Source organism: Streptomyces sp. 1331.2 (genome assembly GCF_900199205.1).
Lineage (GTDB): Bacteria > Actinomycetota > Actinomycetes > Streptomycetales > Streptomycetaceae > Kitasatospora.
In genome coordinates, this window is record NZ_OBMJ01000001.1 from 7,230,193 (window position 1) to 7,246,798 (window position 16,606).

A 16,606-nucleotide genomic window follows, 5' to 3' on the forward strand; every position below is an offset into this window, starting at 1 on the left:
GTCAACGCCGTTCCCCCGTACGAAGGATGAGCACGTGACCGTCAATCCTGCCGCCCCCGAGCCGGACCGCTACGTCGTCGGCATCGACTTCGGCACCCTCTCCGGCCGCGCCGTGGTAGTCCGGGTGCGGGACGGCGAGGAGGTGGGCACCGCCGTCCACGACTACCCGCACGCCGTCATCGAGCGCTCACTGCCCGGCACCGGCCGGCCGCTCCCGCCCGACTGGGCGCTGCAGCACCCCGGGGACTGGCGCGAGGTGCTGCGCACCGCCGTGCCGGCCGCGGTCGCCGCCGCCGGCGTCGACCCGGCACAGGTCATCGGCATCGCCACCGACTTCACCGCCTGCACCGTCCTGCCGGTGCTCGCCGACGGCACCCCGCTCGCCGAGACGCCCGCCTGGGCGACCCGCCCGCACGCCTGGCCCAAGCTCTGGAAGCACCATGCCGCCCAGGGCCAGGCCGACCGGATCAACGCCCTGGCCCACGCCCGCGGCGAGAAGTGGATCTCCCGCTACGGCGGCCGGATCTCCGCCGAGTGGCAGTACGCCAAGGCCCTCCAGGTCCTGGAGGAGGACCCGGCGGTCTACGCCGCGACCGCCCGCTGGATCGAGGCCGCCGACTGGATCGTCTGGCAGCTCACCGGCGCCGAGAGCCGCAACACCTGCACGGCCGGCTACAAGGGCATCCACCAGGACGGGAGTTACCCGAGCGAGGACTACCTCGCCGCGCTCCACCCGGACTTCGCCGACTTCGCCCGCACCCGCCTGGAACACCCGCTCTCCCCGCTCGGCTCCCGGGTCGGCTCGCTCACCGCGCAGGCCGCCGAGTGGACCGGCCTGCCCGAGGGCATCGCGGTCGCCGCAGGCAACGTCGACGCCCACGTCGCCGCCCCGGCCGCCCGCGCCGTCGACAACGGCCGGCTCCTCGCCATCATGGGCACCTCCACCTGCCACGTCGTCAACGGGGCGACGCTCGCCGACGTCCCCGGCATCTGCGGCGTGGTCGAGGACGGCATCGTCGCCGGCTCCTACGGCTACGAGGCCGGCCAGAGCGCCGTCGGCGACATCTTCGCCTGGTGGCTGCGCCAGGGCGTGCCCGCCGACTACCTGGCCGAGGCCGAGGCCGACGGCGGGGACCTGCACAAGCTGCTCACCCGCAAGGCCGCCGCCCAACCCGTCGGCGCGCACGGCCTGGTGGCGCTCGACTGGATGAACGGCAACCGCTCCACCCTGGTCGACCACCACCTGTCCGGCGTGATCGTCGGCCTCACCCTGGCCACCCGCCCCGAGGAGGTCTACCGGGCCCTGCTGGAGGCCACCGCCTTCGGCACCCGCGTCATCGTGGAAGCCCTGGAGCGCGGCGGCGTCCCCGTCACCGAGTTCATCGTCACCGGCGGCCTCAAGAAGAACGCCCTGCTGATGCAGATCTACGCCGACGTGCTGCGCCGCCCGGTCTCCGTCGCCGAGTCGGAGCAGGGCCCCGCACTCGGCTCGGCGATCCACGCGGCCGTCGCCGCCGGGGCGTACCCCGACGTACGGACCGCGTCCGAGGCCATGGGCCGGCTGCAGCAGGGCGCCTACCGGCCCGACCCGGCCGCCGCCGACGTGTACGACCGGCTCTTCGCCGAGTACCGCGCCCTGCACGACCACTTCGGCCTCGGCGCCGACAAGCTCCTGCACCGCCTGCGTGACATCCGGAACGCCGCCCTCACCACCCCGAGCGAGGCCTTGTGAACGCGACCGAAGCGACCATCGACCTGATCCGCCGCCAGGTCAGCGACCTGCACCAGGAGCTGGTCCGCTACAACCTGGTGGTCTGGACCGCCGGCAACGTCTCCGCGCGCGTCCCCGGCGAGGACCTGCTGGTGATCAAGCCCAGCGGCGTCTCCTACGAGGAACTGACGCCGCAGAACATGATCGTCTGCGATCTGGACGGCAACGTCGTCGAGGGCGAACACGCGCCCTCCTCCGACACCGCCGCGCACGCCTACGTCTACCGCCACCTGCCCGAGGTCGGTGGAGTGGTCCACACCCACTCCACCTACGCCTGCGCCTGGGCGGCCCGCGGCGAGGCCGTCCCCTGCGTGCTCACCGCGATGGCCGACGAGTTCGGCGCCGAGATCCCGGTCGGCCCCTTCGCCCTGATCGGCGACGACTCGATCGGCCGGGGCATCGTGGACACCCTCAAGGGCCACCGCTCGCCCGCCGTCCTGATGCAGAACCACGGCGTGTTCACCATCGGCAAGGACGCCAAGGCCGCCGTGAAGGCCGCCGTGATGTGCGAGGACGTCGCCCGCACCGTCCACCTCTCCCGCCAGCTCGGCGAGCCCCTGCCGATCGCCCAGGCGGACATCGACAGCCTCAACTTCCGCTACCAGAACGTCTACGGCCAGCCCCAGGGCCGGTGAGGAGCCACCCCATGAAGAAGCCACTGCCCGGCCGCCGGGTCTGGTTCCTGACCGGCAGCCAAGGGCTCTACGGCGAGGACACGCTGCGCCAGGTCGCCGAGCAGTCCCAGCGGATCGCCGAAGCCCTGAACCGGGACCTCCTCCTGCCGGTCGAGGTCGTCTGGAAGCCCGTCCTCACCGACGCCGCGGCGATCCGCCGGATCTGCCTGGACGCCAACTCCGCCGACGACTGCATCGGCCTGATCGCCTGGATGCACACCTTCTCCCCGGCGAAGATGTGGATCGCCGGCCTGGACGCCCTGCAGAAGCCGCTGCTCCACCTGCACACCCAGGCCGATGTCGAACTGCCCTGGCAGACCATCGACATGGACTTCATGAACCTGAACCAGGCCGCCCACGGCGACCGCGAGTTCGGCTACATCCAGTCCCGCCTCGGCGTGCCCCGCAAGACCGTCGCCGGACACGTCAGCGACCCGGCCGTCTCCGGCCGGGTCGCCACCTGGGCCCGCGCCGCCGTCGGCCGCGCCGAACTGCGCGACCTCAAGCTCGCCCGCTTCGGCGACAACATGCGCGACGTCGCCGTCACCGAGGGCGACAAGGTCGAGGCCCAGCTGCGCTTCGGCGTCTCCGTCAACACCTACGGCGTCAACGACCTCGTCGCCGCCGTGGACGCGACGGAAGACGGCGACGTCACCGCACTGGTCAAGGAGTACGAGGACCGCTACCGCCTGGTGCCCGAGCTGCGGGCCGGCGGGGAGCGCCACGAGTCGCTGCGCTACGCCGCGCGGATCGAACTCGGCCTGCGCGGCTTCCTGGAGCAGGGCGGCTTCCGGGCCTTCACCACCAACTTCGAGGACCTCGGCGGACTGCGCCAGCTGCCCGGCCTCGCCGTGCAGCGGCTGATGGCCGACGGCTACGGCTTCGGCGGCGAGGGCGACTGGAAGACCGCCACCCTGCTGCGCACCCTCAAGGCGGCCGCCACCGGACTGCCCGGCGGCACCTCCTTCATGGAGGACTACACCTACCACCTGGAGTTCGGCCGCGAGCTGATCCTCGGCGCCCACATGCTGGAGGTCTGCCCGAGCATCGCCGCGGCCACCCCCTCCTGCGAGATCCACCCGCTCTCCATCGGCGGTCGCGAGGACCCGGTCCGGCTGGTCTTCGACGCCGAGCCCGGCCCCGCCGTGGTGGTCGGCCTGGCGGACCTCGGGGACCGCTTCCGGCTGGTCGCCAACGAGGTCGACGTGGTCGAGCCGCCGGCGCCGCTGCCCAACCTGCCCGTCGCGCGCGCCGTCTGGAAGCCGCGCCCGGACCTGCACACCTCCACCGAGGCCTGGCTGACGGCCGGCGCACCGCACCACACCGTGCTCTCCGGCGCGCTCGGGGTCGAGGAACTGGAGGACCTCGCCGAGATGATCGGCGTGGAACTGCTGGTGATCGACGACGACACGAACATCCGCCGGTTCACCAAGGAACTGCGCTGGAACCAGGCCTACCACCGGCTCGCCCAGGGCCTGTGAGACCCCTGCCGGGCCGACGCTGCCCGCCGGCCCGGCAGGCGCCGCCCGTCCTCCACCGGCCCCGCAAGAACGGAGAAACCCCGTGCCGAGCGACGCACTCGTGTCCCCGGGCGAACTGACGGTCAGCCAGGAGGTCGCCGCCACCCTGCCGGACGGCCGGACCGTCACCCGCTGGACGATCGGCTCACCGGAGGGCCTGACGGCGGAGGTGCTCGACCTGGGCGCCCGCCTCCAGGCCCTGCACACGCCGGACCGGCACGGAAGGCGGGCGAACGTCGTCCTCGGCTGCGACGGCGTCGAGGACCTGCTCGGCGAGGCCGCCTACCTCGGCGCCACGGTCGGCCGCTACGCCAACCGGATCGCCGACGGCCGGCTGCCGATCGACGGGACGACGCACCGGCTGGTGACCCAGCCCACCGGCCACACCCTGCACGGCGGAACGGACGGCTTCGCCACCCGGCTCTGGGACGGAGTCCCCGTCCGGGAGGGCAGGCGGGCCGGAGTGCGCCTGCGGCTGCACAGCCCCGACGGCGACCAGGGCTTCCCCGGGGCGCTCACCGCCGAGGTGACGTACCTGCTCGACCCGGCCGGTGCGCTCTGGATCGGCTACCGGGCGACCACGGACGCCCCGACCGTCGTCAACCTCACCAACCACGCGTACTTCAACCTGGCCGGCGAGGGCAGCGGAACGGTGCTCGACCACCTGCTCCGGGTGGAGGCCCCCGGGTACCTGCCGGTCGACGGGGAGCTGATCCCGACCGGCCCGGTCGCCCCGGTCGCCGACACGCCCTTCGACCTGCGCGAGGCCCGGCGGATCGGAGACCTGGTCGACGGCCCGGACCCGCAGCTGCGCCAGGCCGGAGCGGGCTTCGACCACAACTGGGTGCTCGACGGGAACGGGTTCCGCAGGGTCGCCGTGCTGAGCCACCCGGCCAGCGGCCGGCGGGTGGAGTGCCTCACCACGGAACCGGGGCTGCAGGTCTACACCGGGAACCACTTCGACGGCTCGCTGACCGGCCGCTCCGGCCGCCCGTACCGGGCCTACGCGGGCATCGCGCTGGAGACACAGCACTTCCCGGACTCGCCCAACCGCCCCGAGTACCCCTCCACCGTCCTGCGCCCGGGGGAGGAGTTCCGCTCGACGACGGTCTACTGCTGCTCGGCGGAGTAGCGGACCCGCCGGCGGGCGGTGAACGGGGGGCGGTGGGCCGGACGGGGCCCGCCGCCCCCTTCGCGTTGCCGCTCAGCGCGCGCCGAGGAGGTGTTCGAGGGCGAGCTGGTCCAGCTGCTCGAAGGCCATGCCGCGCCGGGCGGTGGCCTCGACGTCGAACTCCTCGAAGGCGGAACGGTCGGCGAGCAGGCCGGCCAGGCCGTCCCCGGCCGTGGGCAGGGCCAGTTCGGGCAGCCGGGAGGCGGCGAGGGCGGCCTGCACCTCCGGGTCGGCCCGGAAGGCGCGCGAGCGCTCGGCCAGCAGCAGGTAGTTGCGCATGCAGCCGGCCGCCGAGGCCCAGACGCCGTCGAAGTCCTCGGTGCGCGGCGGCTTGAAGTCGAAGTGGCGCGGGCCGTCGTAGCCGGCCGACTCCAGCAGGTCGACCAGCCAGAAGGCCTGCCGGAGGTCTCCCGCGCCGAAGCGCAGGTCCTGGTCGTACTTGATGCCGGACTGGCCGTTGAGGTCGATGTGGAACAGCTTGTCGTGCCACAGGGCCTGGGCGATGCCGTGCGGGAAGTTGAGCCCGGCCATCTGCTCGTGGCCCACCTCCGGGTTGAGGCCGACCCGCTCGGGCCGCTCCAACGCGTTGATGAACGCCAGGGCGTGGCCGACGGTGGGCAGCAGGATGTCGCCGCGCGGCTCGTTGGGCTTGGGCTCGATCGCGAACCGCAGGTCGTAGCCCTGCTGCTCGACGTACTCGCCGAACAGGTCGAAGGCCTCCTTCAGCCGGTCCAGCGCGGTGCGCACGTCCTTGGCGGCGCCGGACTCCGCGCCCTCGCGACCGCCCCAGGCCACGTAGACGGAGGCGCCGAGCTCCGCGGCCAGGTCGATGTTGCGGATGGTCTTGCGCAGCGCGTAGCGGCGCACGTCGCGGTCGTTGGCGGTGAAGGCGCCGTCCTTGAAGACGGGGTGGGTGAACAGGTTGGTGGTCGCCATCGGGACCTTCAGCCCGGCGGCGTCCAGCGCGGCGCGGAAGCGCTTGACGGTCTCCTCGCGGGTGGCGTCGTCCGCGCCGAAGGGGATCAGGTCGTCGTCGTGGAAGGTGACGCCGTAAGCGCCGAGCCCGGCGAGCCGCTGCACGGTCTCGACCGGGTCGAGGGCGGGACGGGTCGCGTCGCCGAAGGGGTCGCGCCCCTGCCAGCCGACGGTCCACAGGCCGAAGGTGAACTTGTGCGCGGGGGTGGGGACGAGCGGGTCGCTGGACATGGCACGGCTCCGGATCGGTGCGGAAGGGTGTTTGTCAGGGCTCTCAACAAATTAGTATGCCGGGACGTCAGAAGGAACCCCATCGGAGGAACGCATGGCTGAGCAGCGTGTCGTGATCGGCGTCGACAGCTCGACCCAGTCCACCAAGGCCCTCGCCGTCGATCTCGACACGGGCGCGGTCCTGGGCGAGGGCCGCGCCCCGCACACCGTCAGCGAGGGAGCCGGCCGGGAGAGCGACCCGGAGCAGTGGTGGCGGGCGTTCGAGGAGGCCACCGCGGCGACGGGCTGGGCCGGGCGCGCGGCCGCCGTCTCGATCGGCGGCCAGCAGCACGGGCTGGTCACCCTCGACGCGACCGGCGCACCCGTCCGCCCCGCCCTGCTCTGGAACGACGTCCGCTCCGCCCCCCAGGCCGCCGAGCTGCGGGCCGCCATCGGCGCGGCGGAACTCGCCGACCGCACCGGCAGCGTCCCCACCGCCGCCTTCACCGCCCCCAAGTGGGCCTGGCTGCGCGCCCACGAGCCCGCCGCCGCCGAGCGCGTCACCGCCGTCCGCCTGCCGCACGACTTCCTCACCGAACGGCTGACCGGAGAGGCCGTCACCGACCGGGGCGACGCCTCCGGAACCGGCTGGTGGGGGCCGGACGGCTACGACAAGGACGTCCTCGACCGCATCGGCCTCGACCCGGCCCTGCTCCCGCAGGTCCGCACGCCGGGCGCGCCGGCCGGCGCCGTCCGCCCGGGGACGGCGCTGCGCCCGGGGATCCCGGTGGCCGCCGGAACCGGCGACAACATGGCCGCCGCCCTCGGGCTGGGCCTGCGGCCCGGGCAGCCGGTGCTCAGCCTCGGCACCTCCGGGACGGTCTACGCCGTCGGCCGGAAGCGGCCGACGGACCCGAGCGGCACCGTCGCGGGCTTCGCCGACGCCCTCGGCGGCTGGCTGCCGCTCGCCTGCACGCTCAACTGCACCCTCGCCGTCGACCGCTTCGCCGCCCTGCTCGGACGCGGGCGCGAGGAGGTCGAGGACGGCGGCACCGTCGTCGTCCTGCCCTACCTGGACGGCGAGCGCACCCCGGACCTCCCGGGCGCCTCCGGCCTGATCCACGGGCTGCGCCACGACACCACCCCCGGACAGCTGCTCCAGGCCGCCTACGACGGCGCCGCCCACGCCCTGCTCGCCGCCCTGGACGGCGTGCTGCGCGCGGGCGGCACGGACCCGGCGGGCGACGAACCGCTGCTGCTGATCGGCGGCGGCGCCCGCGGCCGCACCTGGCAGCGGACCGTGCTGCGGCTCTCCGGCCGGGCCGTCCGGGTGCCCGACGCCCGGGAACTGGTCGCGCTCGGCGCCGCCGCCCAGGCCGCCGCCCTGCTCACCGGCGAGCCCGCCGACGCGGTGGCACGCCGTTGGCGCACCGCCGACGGCCCGGTGCTGGAGCCCGTGGCCCGGGACGCGGCCGCGCTCGAACGGATCGGCGATACCCTGCGTCGGGCCGGGGCCTTGCAGGGAGCTCCGGCCGGGGACCGGTAGGAGGGGGCGCGCGCGTGACAGTGGTCGGCACAGCGAGGAACAGCCAGGGCGGCGGGCCCGCGTCGCAACAGGACATGCGGCGGCGCAACCTCTCGGTGGTCCTCGGCGCGGTCAGCGCTCACGACCCGCTCGCCCGGCCGCTGTCCCGCGCCGACGTCGCCGGCCGGGTCGGACTGACCAGGGCGGCCGTCTCCTCGCTGGTCGACGAACTGATCGGACGGGGTGCGCTGACCGAGGCGGAGACCGCGCCCGACGGACGGGTCGGCCGCCCCGGGCGTGCGCTGTCGGTGCGCGACCGGGGCCCGGCTGGCCTCGGTCTGGAGATCGGCGTCACGCACCTCGGCGCGTGCGTCGTGGACCTGCGCGGCGAACCCCGGGTGTGGCGCCGGGTGGACCGGGCCAACGCCGGCCGACCGGCAGGGCAGGTCCTGGCGGAGACCGCCGCCCTGGCCGCCGAGGCGGAGGCCGAGGCCCGCGACCTCGGACTGCGTGTCGAGGGCCGGGTCCTGGCCGTGCCCGGGGTGGTGCCGAACGGACCGGCCGGGCGGGTCGAACGCGCACCCAACCTCGGCTGGCACACCGTCGGCATCGCCGACCACTGGCCCGACCCGTGCACCGTGCCCGAGCCGGAGAACGAGGCCAATCTCGGGGCGCTGGCCGAGTACTGGAACGCCGAGCAGGCCGAGCAGACCTTCGTGCACGTCTCCGCGGACGCCGGGATCGGGGCCGCCCTGGTCATCGACGGGCGGTTGTTCCGCGGCGCCCGCGGCTTCGCCGGCGAGCTCGGCCACGTCCCCGTCCATCCGGACGGCGTCCGGTGCGCCTGCGGCGCGCGCGGCTGCCTGGAGCAGTACGCGGGCCAGGCGGCCGTGCTGCGCGAGGCCGGCCTCGCGCAGCACGGCCCGGGCGCGGCCGGTCCCGCGGAGGCCGGCGACCCGGTCGCCCTGCTGGCCGATCGGGCCGCCGCCGGACATGCGCCGACCCTGGCGGCGCTGGACCGCGCGGGCCGGGCCCTGGGCCTCGCCCTCGCCTCCGCCGTCGACCTCATCGACCCGGACGGCCTCGTCCTCGGCGGCACCTACGCCGAACTGGCCGAGTGGCTGCTGCCGCCGGTCCGGGCCGAACTCGGCGAGCGGGTCACCGTCCGGCCCTGGGCGCCGGAGGCGCTGCGCCCGTCCGCCCTGGGTCGGCGCGGGCCCGTGCTGGGCGCGGCGCAGACCACGGTCCGCCGGATCATGGCGGACCCCACGCTGCTGCCGGTCGGCTGACCCGGGGCCGGGAGCGGGAGGCCCGGCGCGCCCGGGCCTGCTCCGCGCGCGGTCAGTGGTCAGGTCAGTGGTCAGTCGTGGTCGACCACGACCGCCCCGTACACCTCCATACGCTGCAACCCGTGCGGTTGGATCCACAAGAACTCGCGCAAGAGCCAAGCCGAGTTCGTCTCGGACAAATGCGATGAATTGCCTCGTGTTAGCGCCACCACGAGTCGGCCACCCGTCGGAACTCGTTCCGAATGAGGTTGTGAGAACTCTTGACGAACCTTTCGATAGGGCGGCTAATTAATCCCCCGAGGGCGGCCTGGATCCTGTCCGGCGAGCAGCGCTACCGCGACTGGATCGTCGACTACGTCGGCGCCTGGCGGGAGCGCACCGAGGCGAACGGCGGTCTCATCCCGGACAACGTCGGCCCGGACGGGGTCGTCGGCAGCCGGCTCGAAGGACGCTGGTACGGCGGCCACTACGGCTGGTCCTGGCCGCACGGCTGGCACAGCGTGGGCCACGCGGCCTGCGTGGCGGCGCTCGCCGCCGCGGTGAGCACCGGGGAGGACGACTACCTCGCGATGGTCGGCACCTCGCTCGACGAGATCATCTCCCGGGCGAAGGTGATGCCCTTCGCCGAGGCGGACTCCAGCCTGCCGTCCAAGTGGGCGGTCGAACTCGGCCCGGACCGCGACCGGCCGACGCTCCACCTCCCGTTCCGGCGCAACGACTCGGGCTGGTTCGACTACAACCCGGTCACCCTGTCGGTGCCGATGGCGCTGTGGCACCACACCGCCTCGGACACCGACCGCGCCCGCATCGAGCGACTGCGCGAAGCGGACGAGCTCGACTGGAGCACGGTGCGCCCGTTCCGGGCCAAGGAGGAGTCCGGGCACGAGAAGGCCTGGTTCGCCTTCCTCGCCGGCGACGACCCCGGCTACCCCGAGCGGATCCTCGCCGCCGCCCAGGCGCAGGTCCGCCACCGGCTGCGGCGGATCGAGCGTTACCGCGACCTGGAGGTGGAGGAGGCCGACATCCACGTGTGGCAGCAGTGCAACCCGGTGGCCACCGAAGCCCTCGTCCAGCTGACCTGGGGCGGCCCCCAGGTGCCTCTACAACGGCGGCCTCCAGCAGGCCCGGCTGCGCTACCACGACGCCGAGGCCCGCCGCGCGGGGCTGCCGCAGGACGTGGCCGCCCTGGTCACCTCCATCGACCCCGAGGCGACCACGGTCGAGTTGGTGAACCTCTCGCCAGACAAAGATCGGACCATTATCCTTCAGGCGGGCGCCTTCGCGGAGCACAGCATCACCTCGGTCCGGTACACGACGTGTGCGGACGAGGGCTGGATCGGCGACATGTACGGCTACGGCCACACCGAGCCGGTGGTCGGCGAGTCGGTAGCCGCCTGCCATGACGCCTACCTGACGGTTCGGATGCCCGCCTCCACCCGGATCCGGCTCACGCTCCGGCTGGAGCTGCGCGCCCGGACCCCCGGCTATCGTTCGCCCTTCGGTGCCTCGGTCGAGGTGTCGAACGTCCAAACATCGGAGGAATCTGCATGAGGCGCTTCGCCCAGACCATCAGGCTCCGCCCCGAGCACCGGGAGAAGTACCTCGAACTCCACTCCGCCGTCTGGCCCGGAGTCGAGGCGGCCCTCCACCGGGCGCGGATCCGCAACTACAGCATCTACCTCCACGGCGACGTGCTGTTCGCCTACTTCGAGTACCACGGCGAGGACTTCGACGCCGACATCGCGGAACTGGAGGCCGACCCGGTGACCCAGGAATGGTGGAAGCTCACCGACCCCTGCCAGGAGCCCTGGCCCGACCGCGGCGACTCCCGCCAATGGACCGAACTCGCCGAGGTCTGGCACCTGGGCGAACCCGGCGAGCACACCGCCGGCTGACCAGACCCGCACCGGACCGACCACCCGAACCGGAGCCTCCCGTGACCACCCCGCCACCCCCGGGACTCATCGACGCCCACCACCACCTGTGGGACCTCGACCGGCGCCCGCAAGCCTGGCTCGACGACCCCGATCTCACCTCGATCCGCCGCACGTTCACCCCCGATGACCTGCGCGCCACCGCCACCCGGGAGGTGGCCGGACGCCGGCTGCACGGCACGGTCGTCGTGCAGTGCATCCCGGACGTGCCCGAGACCGCGGACCTGCTCGCGCTCGCCGCCCAGGACCCGCTGATCGACGCCGTGGTCGGCTGGGCGGACCTCAGGTCCCCCGCGATCGGCGACGAGCTCGACCGGCTGCTCGCCGGACCGGGCGGCGGACACCTCCGGTCGCTGCGGCACCTGGTCCAGGGCGAGTCGGACCCGCACTGGCTGCAACGCCCCGACGTCGAGCGCGGGTTGGCGGCGCTCGGGGACCGCGGGCTGGGCTACGACGTGCTCGTCCGCAGCCACCAGCTCGACCAGGCGATCCGGCTCGCCGAACGCTTCCCGGAGCTGCCCCAGGTCCTCGACCACGCCGGCAAGCCGGACATCGCCGGCGGCGAACTGGGGGACTGGGAAGGTCGGTTGCGGCAGCTGGCCGGGCACCCCCAGGTGGTCTGCAAGGTGTCCGGACTGATCACCGAGGCCGACCACGACACCTGGACCACCGCCGACCTCCGCCCGGTCTGGGACGTCCTGCTGAGCGCCTTCGGCGCCGACCGGCTGATGTTCGGCTCGGACTGGCCGGTGGCGAACCTCGCGGGCGGCTGGAACCGCTGGGCCGCCACCGTGGACGAACTGCTCGACGAGTGCTCCGCCGAGGAGACCTCGGCGATCCTCGCGGGCACCGCGACCACCTTCTACCGCCTCGCCCGTACCTGACCCACCGGCACCGAACCCCACCGGCACCGAACCCCACCCGCACCGAACCCCACCCGTTCCGAAGGGACCCGGGAACCACGATGACGCTTGCTGTGCGATACACGGCCGCCCGCACGCTGGACACCGCTCCGGTCGAACCGTCCGAGCCCGGCCCCGGCGAGGTGCTGCTGGCTCCCGCGTACGTCGGGATCTGCGGCACCGACCTGCACATCTTCCACGGCGACATGGACGCCCGGGTCGCCGCCCCGGCCGTCCTCGGCCACGAGATGTCCGGCCGCGTGGTGCGGGTCGGCGCCGGGGTGGAGGGTTGGCAGCCCGGGGACGCGGTGACGGTCATGCCGCTGCGCTGGGACGACAGCTGTCCGGCCTGCCGGAGCGGCCACCGGCACGTCTGCCAGAACCTGGACTTCATCGGCATCGACTCGCCCGGTGCGATGCAGCAGCGCTGGACGGTCCCCGCCGACACGCTCGTCCGGCTGCCGGACTCCCTCCCGCTGGACCGGGCCGCGCTGGTGGAGCCCACCGCCGTGGCCGTGCACGACGTCGGGCGGGCCCAGGTACTGGCGGGGGAGCGGGTCGTCGTCGTGGGCGGCGGTCCGGTCGGAATCCTGATCGCGCTGGTCGCGCGGTCGGCCGGGGCCGAGGTGCGCGTGGTGGAGCCGAGTGCCCACCGGCGGAAGCAGGCCGAGGAGTCGGGCCTCGCCACCTGGGACCCGGCCGCCGAGGACGTACCCGAGGCGGTCCGGCAGTGGACCGACGGCGCCGGCGCGGACGTCGCCTTCGAGGTGTCCGGCGCGGCGGCCGGGGTCGACACCGCGGTCGACGTCCTGGGGGTGCGCGGCAGGCTGTGCCTGGTGGCGATCCACCCCCGGCCCCGCGAGGTGAACCTGCACCGCTTCTTCTGGCGTGAACTCACCCTGGTGGGAGCCCGGTTGTACGACCGCTCCGACTTCGAGCGGGCGGTGGCACTGGTCGCCGACGGCACGATCCCGGCCGATCGGCTGATCAGCAAGATCGTGCCACTCACCGAGGCGCCCGCGGCCTTCGAGGCCCTGGAGGGCGGCGGCGACGTGATGAAGATCCTGGTGGACTGCACCGGCGACACCCAGGAGGTCACAGCGTGAACGCCTTCGACCTGACCGGCAGGCTCGCGGTCGTCACCGGCGCCCGGCGGGGCATCGGCCGGGCCATGGCCCGCGCCCTGGCCGAAGCCGGCGCGGACGTCATCGGCGTCAGCGCCAACCTGGAGGAGACCGGCAGCGAGGTCGAGAAGGACGTCCTGGCCGCCGGCCGCACCTTCGAGGCGCTGCGCACCGACCTCGCCGACCCGGACGCGGTGCGCGCCCTGGGCACGGACCTCGCGGGCCGCGAGCGGCCGGTGGACATCCTGGTCAACAACGCGGGCACCATCCGCCGTGCCCCCGCCGCCGAACACCCGGACGAGGACTGGGACCTGGTGCTCCAGGTCAACCTGAGCGCACAGTTCGCGCTGGCCCGGGCGGTGGGCGGCGCGATGGCGGCCCGGGGCCGGGGGAAGGTCATCTTCACGGCCTCGCTGCTCAGCTTCCAGGGCGGCATCACGATCCCCGGGTACACCGCCGCCAAGCACGGCGTCGCCGGTCTGACCAAGGCGCTGGCCAACGAGTGGGCCGGGCGCGGCGTCAACGTCAACGCCATCGCACCGGGCTACATCGCCACGGACAACACCGCGCCGTTGCGGGCCGATCCGGTCCGCAACGCGGCGATCCTGGAGCGGATCCCGGCCGGTCGCTGGGGCGGGGCCGACGACCTGGCCGGCGCCACCGTCTTCCTGGCCTCGGACGCCGCCGCCTACGTCCACGGCACCGTCCTGCCCGTCGACGGCGGATGGCTGGGCCGTTGACCACCCCTGTTCCGCTGTCCAGTTGGGAGTCCTCTTGAAACTGCTTCGGATCGGCGACACGGGATCGGAGATCCCGGCGGTTCTCGCCGAGGACGGCCGGGTGTTCGCGCTGTCGGAGCTGACCGGTGACATCGACGGGGAGTTCCTCGCCTCCGGCGGGATCGACCGGGTCCGGGCGGCCCTGGCCGAGGGCTCGCTGCCCGCGCTGGACACCGCCGGTGCGCGAGTCGGGGCACCGGTCGCCCGGCCGGGCAAGGTGGTGTGCATCGGCCTCAACTACCGCGACCACGCCGAGGAGACCGGCGCCGCCGTCCCCGAACGGCCGGTGGTGTTCCTGAAGGACCCGTCCACCGTGGTCGGTCCGTACGACCCGGTGCTGATCCCGCGCGGCTCGGTGAAGACCGACTGGGAGGTCGAACTCGCCGTGGTGATCGGCCGCGAGGCCCGCTACCTGGCGAGCCCGGACGTGGCACCGGCGCACATCGCGGGGTACTCGATCAGCAACGACGTCTCGGAGCGGGAGTTCCAGCTGGAGTACTCCGCGCAGTGGGACCTCGGCAAGTCCTGCGAGACCTTCAACCCCCTCGGCCCCTGGCTGGTCACCCCCGACGAGGCCGGCGACCCGCGGGCGCTCGGCCTGCACCTGGCCGTCAACGGTCGGACGAGGCAGAGCGGCGACACCAAGAACATGGTCTTCGACGTGGCCTACCTGGTCTGGTACCTGAGCCGGTTCATGGTGCTGCGCCCGGGCGACGTCATCAACACCGGCACCCCGGCCGGCGTGGCCCTCGGCCTGCCCGGCACCCCCTACCTGCGTGCGGGCGACACCGTCGAGCTGTCCATCGACGGCCTCGGCGCCCAGCGCCAGACCTTCGTCCACGCGTGAAAGGCACCCGTATGACGACGAAGGACCTCGCAGGCCTCTCGGCCGTGGTCACCGGCGGCGCGTCCGGGATCGGCCTGGCCACCGCCACGCTGCTCGCGGAGCGCGGCGCGCGGGTGGCCGTCCTCGACCTCGACCCGGAGGCGGTGAAGGAGCCGCTGCTGGGCCTCACCGCCGACGTCGGCGACGACGCCTCCGTGCGCGCGGCGGTCGACGCCGCGGCCAAGGCGCTCGGCGGGATCGACGTCCTGGTCAACAACGCCGGGATCGGCGCCCTCGGCACCGTGGAGGACAATCCGGACGAGCAGTGGCAGCGCGTCCTGGACGTCAACCTGCTCGGCGTCGTCCGCACCACCCGGGCCGCCCTGCCCCACCTGCGCCGCTCCGCCCACGCCTCGGTGGTCACCCTCGGCTCGATCGTGATCACGACGGGTCTGCCGCAGCGCGCGCTGTACGCGGCCAGCAAGGGCGCGGTCCTGGCCCTGACCCTGTCCATGGCAGCCGACCACGTCCGCGAGGGCATCCGCTTCAACTGCGTCAGCCCCGGCACCGTGGACACCCCCTGGGTCGGCCGGTTGCTGGACGCCGCCGACGACCCCGCCGCCGAACGCGCCGCCCTGAACGCCCGCCAGCCCCACGGCCGCCTGGTCACCCCCGAGGAGGTGGCCGCCGCCATCGCCTACCTCGCCTCCCCGGCCGCCGCAAGCACCACCGGGACGGTCCTGCAGGTCGACGGCGGCATGGCCAACCTGCGCCTGCGGGCGGAGGCCACCCGGTGAGCCCCCGCCTGCGGCCGCTGGGCCGGAGCACGGTGGCGGTCAGCGAGCTCGCCTTCGGAGCGGCGGGCATCGGCAACCTGTTCACACCGGTCACGGACGAGCAGGCGCGGGAGGCCGTCGACGCCGCCTGGGACTCGGGCGTGCGCTACTTCGACACCGCCCCGCACTACGGACTGGGCCTGTCCGAGCGGCGGCTCGGACAGGCTCTGCGGGGCCGCCCCCGCGGCGAGTACACGATCTCCACCAAGGCCGGCCGACTGCTGCGCCCGGCCCCCGAACCCCACGGCGACGACCTCGCCGACGGATTCGCCGTGCCCGCCACCCACCAACGGGTCTGGGACTTCAGCGCCGTGGGCGTGCGCCGCTCGATCGAGGACAGCCTGGAACGGCTCGGCCTGGACCGGATCGACATCGTCTACCTGCACGACCCCGACGACCACGCGGAGCAGGCCTTCACCGAGGCGTACCCGGAACTGGAACGGCTGCGCGCCGAAGGCCTGCTCGGCGCGATCGGCGTCGGCATGAACCAGGCCGAGCTGCCCGCCCGGTTCGTCCGCGAGACCGACATCGACGCCGTCCTGCTGGCCGGCCGCTACAGCCTGCTCGACCAGCGCGGCCTCGCCGAACTGCTGCCGCTCGCCGCCGAGCACGGCGTCGGCGTCGTCATGGGCGGGGTCTTCAACTCCGGCCTGCTCGCCGACCCGAAGCCCGGCGCCACCTTCGACTACGCCACCGCACCCGACGAACTCCTCGACCGGGCACTGCGGTTGAAAGCCGTGTGCGAGAACCACGGCGTGCCGCTACGTGCCGCAGCGCTCCGCTTCCCGTTCGGGCATCCCGCCGTCGCCTCGGTCCTCGTCGGCACCCGCAACGCCACCGAGGTCCGGGACGCCGCCGCCATGCTCTGCCACCGCGTCCCGGACACGCTCTGGGCGGAGCTCAAGGAGAGCGGGCTGCTGCCGCCGGGCGTCCCCACCCCGCAGGAGGAGTGCTGATGCGCGTCGCGCTGTTCATCACCACCAGCCGCATCGAACTCGCCCGCGTGGAGGGTGTGCACGGCCCCCGCACCCTGGATGTCATCGTCGTCGACGCCGACGGCCAGGTTTGAG

The 16,606-nt window shown here is 73.8% G+C and carries 14 protein-coding genes and 1 pseudogene; 14 read left to right on the plus strand and 1 reads right to left on the minus strand.

Annotated features, from left to right (window positions below):
• Nucleotides 1-34: 34 nt before the first annotated feature.
• The 4 genes from CRP52_RS31400 (at nt 35) to CRP52_RS31415 (ending at nt 5,097) form a co-directional block, all read left to right on the plus strand.
• Nucleotides 35-1,732 (plus strand): ribulokinase, encoded by a 1,698-nt coding sequence (locus CRP52_RS31400; RefSeq protein ID WP_257032949.1) that lies wholly within the window; start codon nt 35-37, stop codon nt 1,730-1,732.
• Entirely contained in the window at nt 1,729-2,406 is a 678-nt protein-coding gene (locus CRP52_RS31405; RefSeq protein WP_218893142.1) for an L-ribulose-5-phosphate 4-epimerase, read from the plus strand. Before CRP52_RS31400 ends, CRP52_RS31405 begins: the two co-directional genes overlap by 4 nt.
• Before the next feature lie 11 nt (nt 2,407-2,417).
• Complete coding sequence (araA, locus tag CRP52_RS31410) at nt 2,418-3,926, plus strand: L-arabinose isomerase (protein ID WP_097239483.1); 1,509 nt, start codon at nt 2,418-2,420, stop codon at nt 3,924-3,926.
• 82 nt (nt 3,927-4,008) lie between these two features.
• Nucleotides 4,009-5,097 (plus strand): aldose epimerase family protein, encoded by a 1,089-nt coding sequence (locus CRP52_RS31415; protein WP_257032950.1) that lies wholly within the window; start codon nt 4,009-4,011, stop codon nt 5,095-5,097.
• A gap of 72 nt (nt 5,098-5,169) precedes the next feature.
• Here the strand turns inward: CRP52_RS31415 and xylA are convergent, their stop codons facing one another.
• A complete protein-coding gene (gene xylA, locus CRP52_RS31420) occupies nt 5,170-6,342 on the minus strand; it encodes a xylose isomerase (protein ID WP_097239484.1) in 1,173 nt (390 codons plus the stop codon).
• A 94-nt stretch (nt 6,343-6,436) separates the two neighbouring features.
• Here xylA and xylB point away from each other — a divergent pair, with 94 nt between their 5' ends.
• The 10 genes and pseudogenes from xylB (at nt 6,437) to CRP52_RS31470 (ending at nt 16,492) form a co-directional block, all read left to right on the plus strand.
• Nucleotides 6,437-7,867 carry a xylulokinase gene (gene xylB, locus CRP52_RS31425; protein WP_097239485.1) on the plus strand — a complete coding sequence of 477 codons (1,431 nt, stop codon included), beginning with the start codon at nt 6,437-6,439 and terminating at the stop codon, nt 7,865-7,867.
• Between the two features lie 74 nt (nt 7,868-7,941).
• Entirely contained in the window at nt 7,942-9,135 is a 1,194-nt protein-coding gene (locus CRP52_RS31430; RefSeq protein ID WP_097239486.1) for an ROK family transcriptional regulator, read from the plus strand.
• A 305-nt stretch (nt 9,136-9,440) separates the two neighbouring features.
• A pseudogene (locus CRP52_RS31435) lies at nt 9,441-10,686 on the plus strand (hypothetical protein); the annotation flags it as partial.
• Nucleotides 10,683-11,030 (plus strand): L-rhamnose mutarotase, encoded by a 348-nt coding sequence (locus tag CRP52_RS31440; RefSeq protein WP_097239487.1) that lies wholly within the window; start codon nt 10,683-10,685, stop codon nt 11,028-11,030. The pseudogene CRP52_RS31435 and the gene CRP52_RS31440, both read left to right, overlap by 4 nt.
• Before the next feature lie 41 nt (nt 11,031-11,071).
• Complete coding sequence (locus tag CRP52_RS31445) at nt 11,072-11,953, plus strand: amidohydrolase family protein (protein ID WP_257032951.1); 882 nt, start codon at nt 11,072-11,074, stop codon at nt 11,951-11,953.
• An 80-nt stretch (nt 11,954-12,033) separates the two neighbouring features.
• Nucleotides 12,034-13,077 carry a zinc-dependent alcohol dehydrogenase gene (locus CRP52_RS31450; protein ID WP_097239489.1) on the plus strand — a complete coding sequence of 348 codons (1,044 nt, stop codon included), beginning with the start codon at nt 12,034-12,036 and terminating at the stop codon, nt 13,075-13,077.
• Entirely contained in the window at nt 13,074-13,835 is a 762-nt protein-coding gene (locus tag CRP52_RS31455; RefSeq protein ID WP_097239490.1) for an SDR family oxidoreductase, read from the plus strand. Before CRP52_RS31450 ends, CRP52_RS31455 begins: the two co-directional genes overlap by 4 nt.
• Nucleotides 13,836-13,869: 34 nt before the next feature.
• The gene (locus CRP52_RS31460) at nt 13,870-14,721 is read left to right on the plus strand and encodes a fumarylacetoacetate hydrolase family protein (RefSeq protein WP_097239491.1); all 852 of its coding nucleotides are present in this window, start codon (nt 13,870-13,872) and stop codon (nt 14,719-14,721) included.
• A gap of 11 nt (nt 14,722-14,732) precedes the next feature.
• The gene (locus CRP52_RS31465; protein ID WP_097239492.1) at nt 14,733-15,497 is read left to right on the plus strand and encodes an SDR family NAD(P)-dependent oxidoreductase; all 765 of its coding nucleotides are present in this window, start codon (nt 14,733-14,735) and stop codon (nt 15,495-15,497) included.
• Nucleotides 15,494-16,492, plus strand: a complete 999-nt coding sequence (locus tag CRP52_RS31470; protein WP_257032952.1) for an aldo/keto reductase — start codon at nt 15,494-15,496, stop codon at nt 16,490-16,492. Before CRP52_RS31465 ends, CRP52_RS31470 begins: the two co-directional genes overlap by 4 nt.
• The last annotated feature ends 114 nt before the right edge of the window (nt 16,493-16,606 follow it).

Coding starts and splice junctions, on each gene's coding strand:
- xylA (WP_097239484.1), bottom strand. CDS start 6,342: ATGTCCAGCGACCCGCTCGTCCCCACCCCCGCGCACAAGTTCACCTTC.
- xylB (WP_097239485.1), top strand. CDS start 6,437: ATGGCTGAGCAGCGTGTCGTGATCGGCGTCGACAGCTCGACCCAGTCC.
- CRP52_RS31440 (WP_097239487.1), top strand. CDS start 10,683: ATGAGGCGCTTCGCCCAGACCATCAGGCTCCGCCCCGAGCACCGGGAG.
- CRP52_RS31430 (WP_097239486.1), top strand. CDS start 7,942: ATGCGGCGGCGCAACCTCTCGGTGGTCCTCGGCGCGGTCAGCGCTCAC.
- araA (WP_097239483.1), top strand. CDS start 2,418: ATGAAGAAGCCACTGCCCGGCCGCCGGGTCTGGTTCCTGACCGGCAGC.
- CRP52_RS31465 (WP_097239492.1), top strand. CDS start 14,733: ATGACGACGAAGGACCTCGCAGGCCTCTCGGCCGTGGTCACCGGCGGC.
- CRP52_RS31450 (WP_097239489.1), top strand. CDS start 12,034: ATGACGCTTGCTGTGCGATACACGGCCGCCCGCACGCTGGACACCGCT.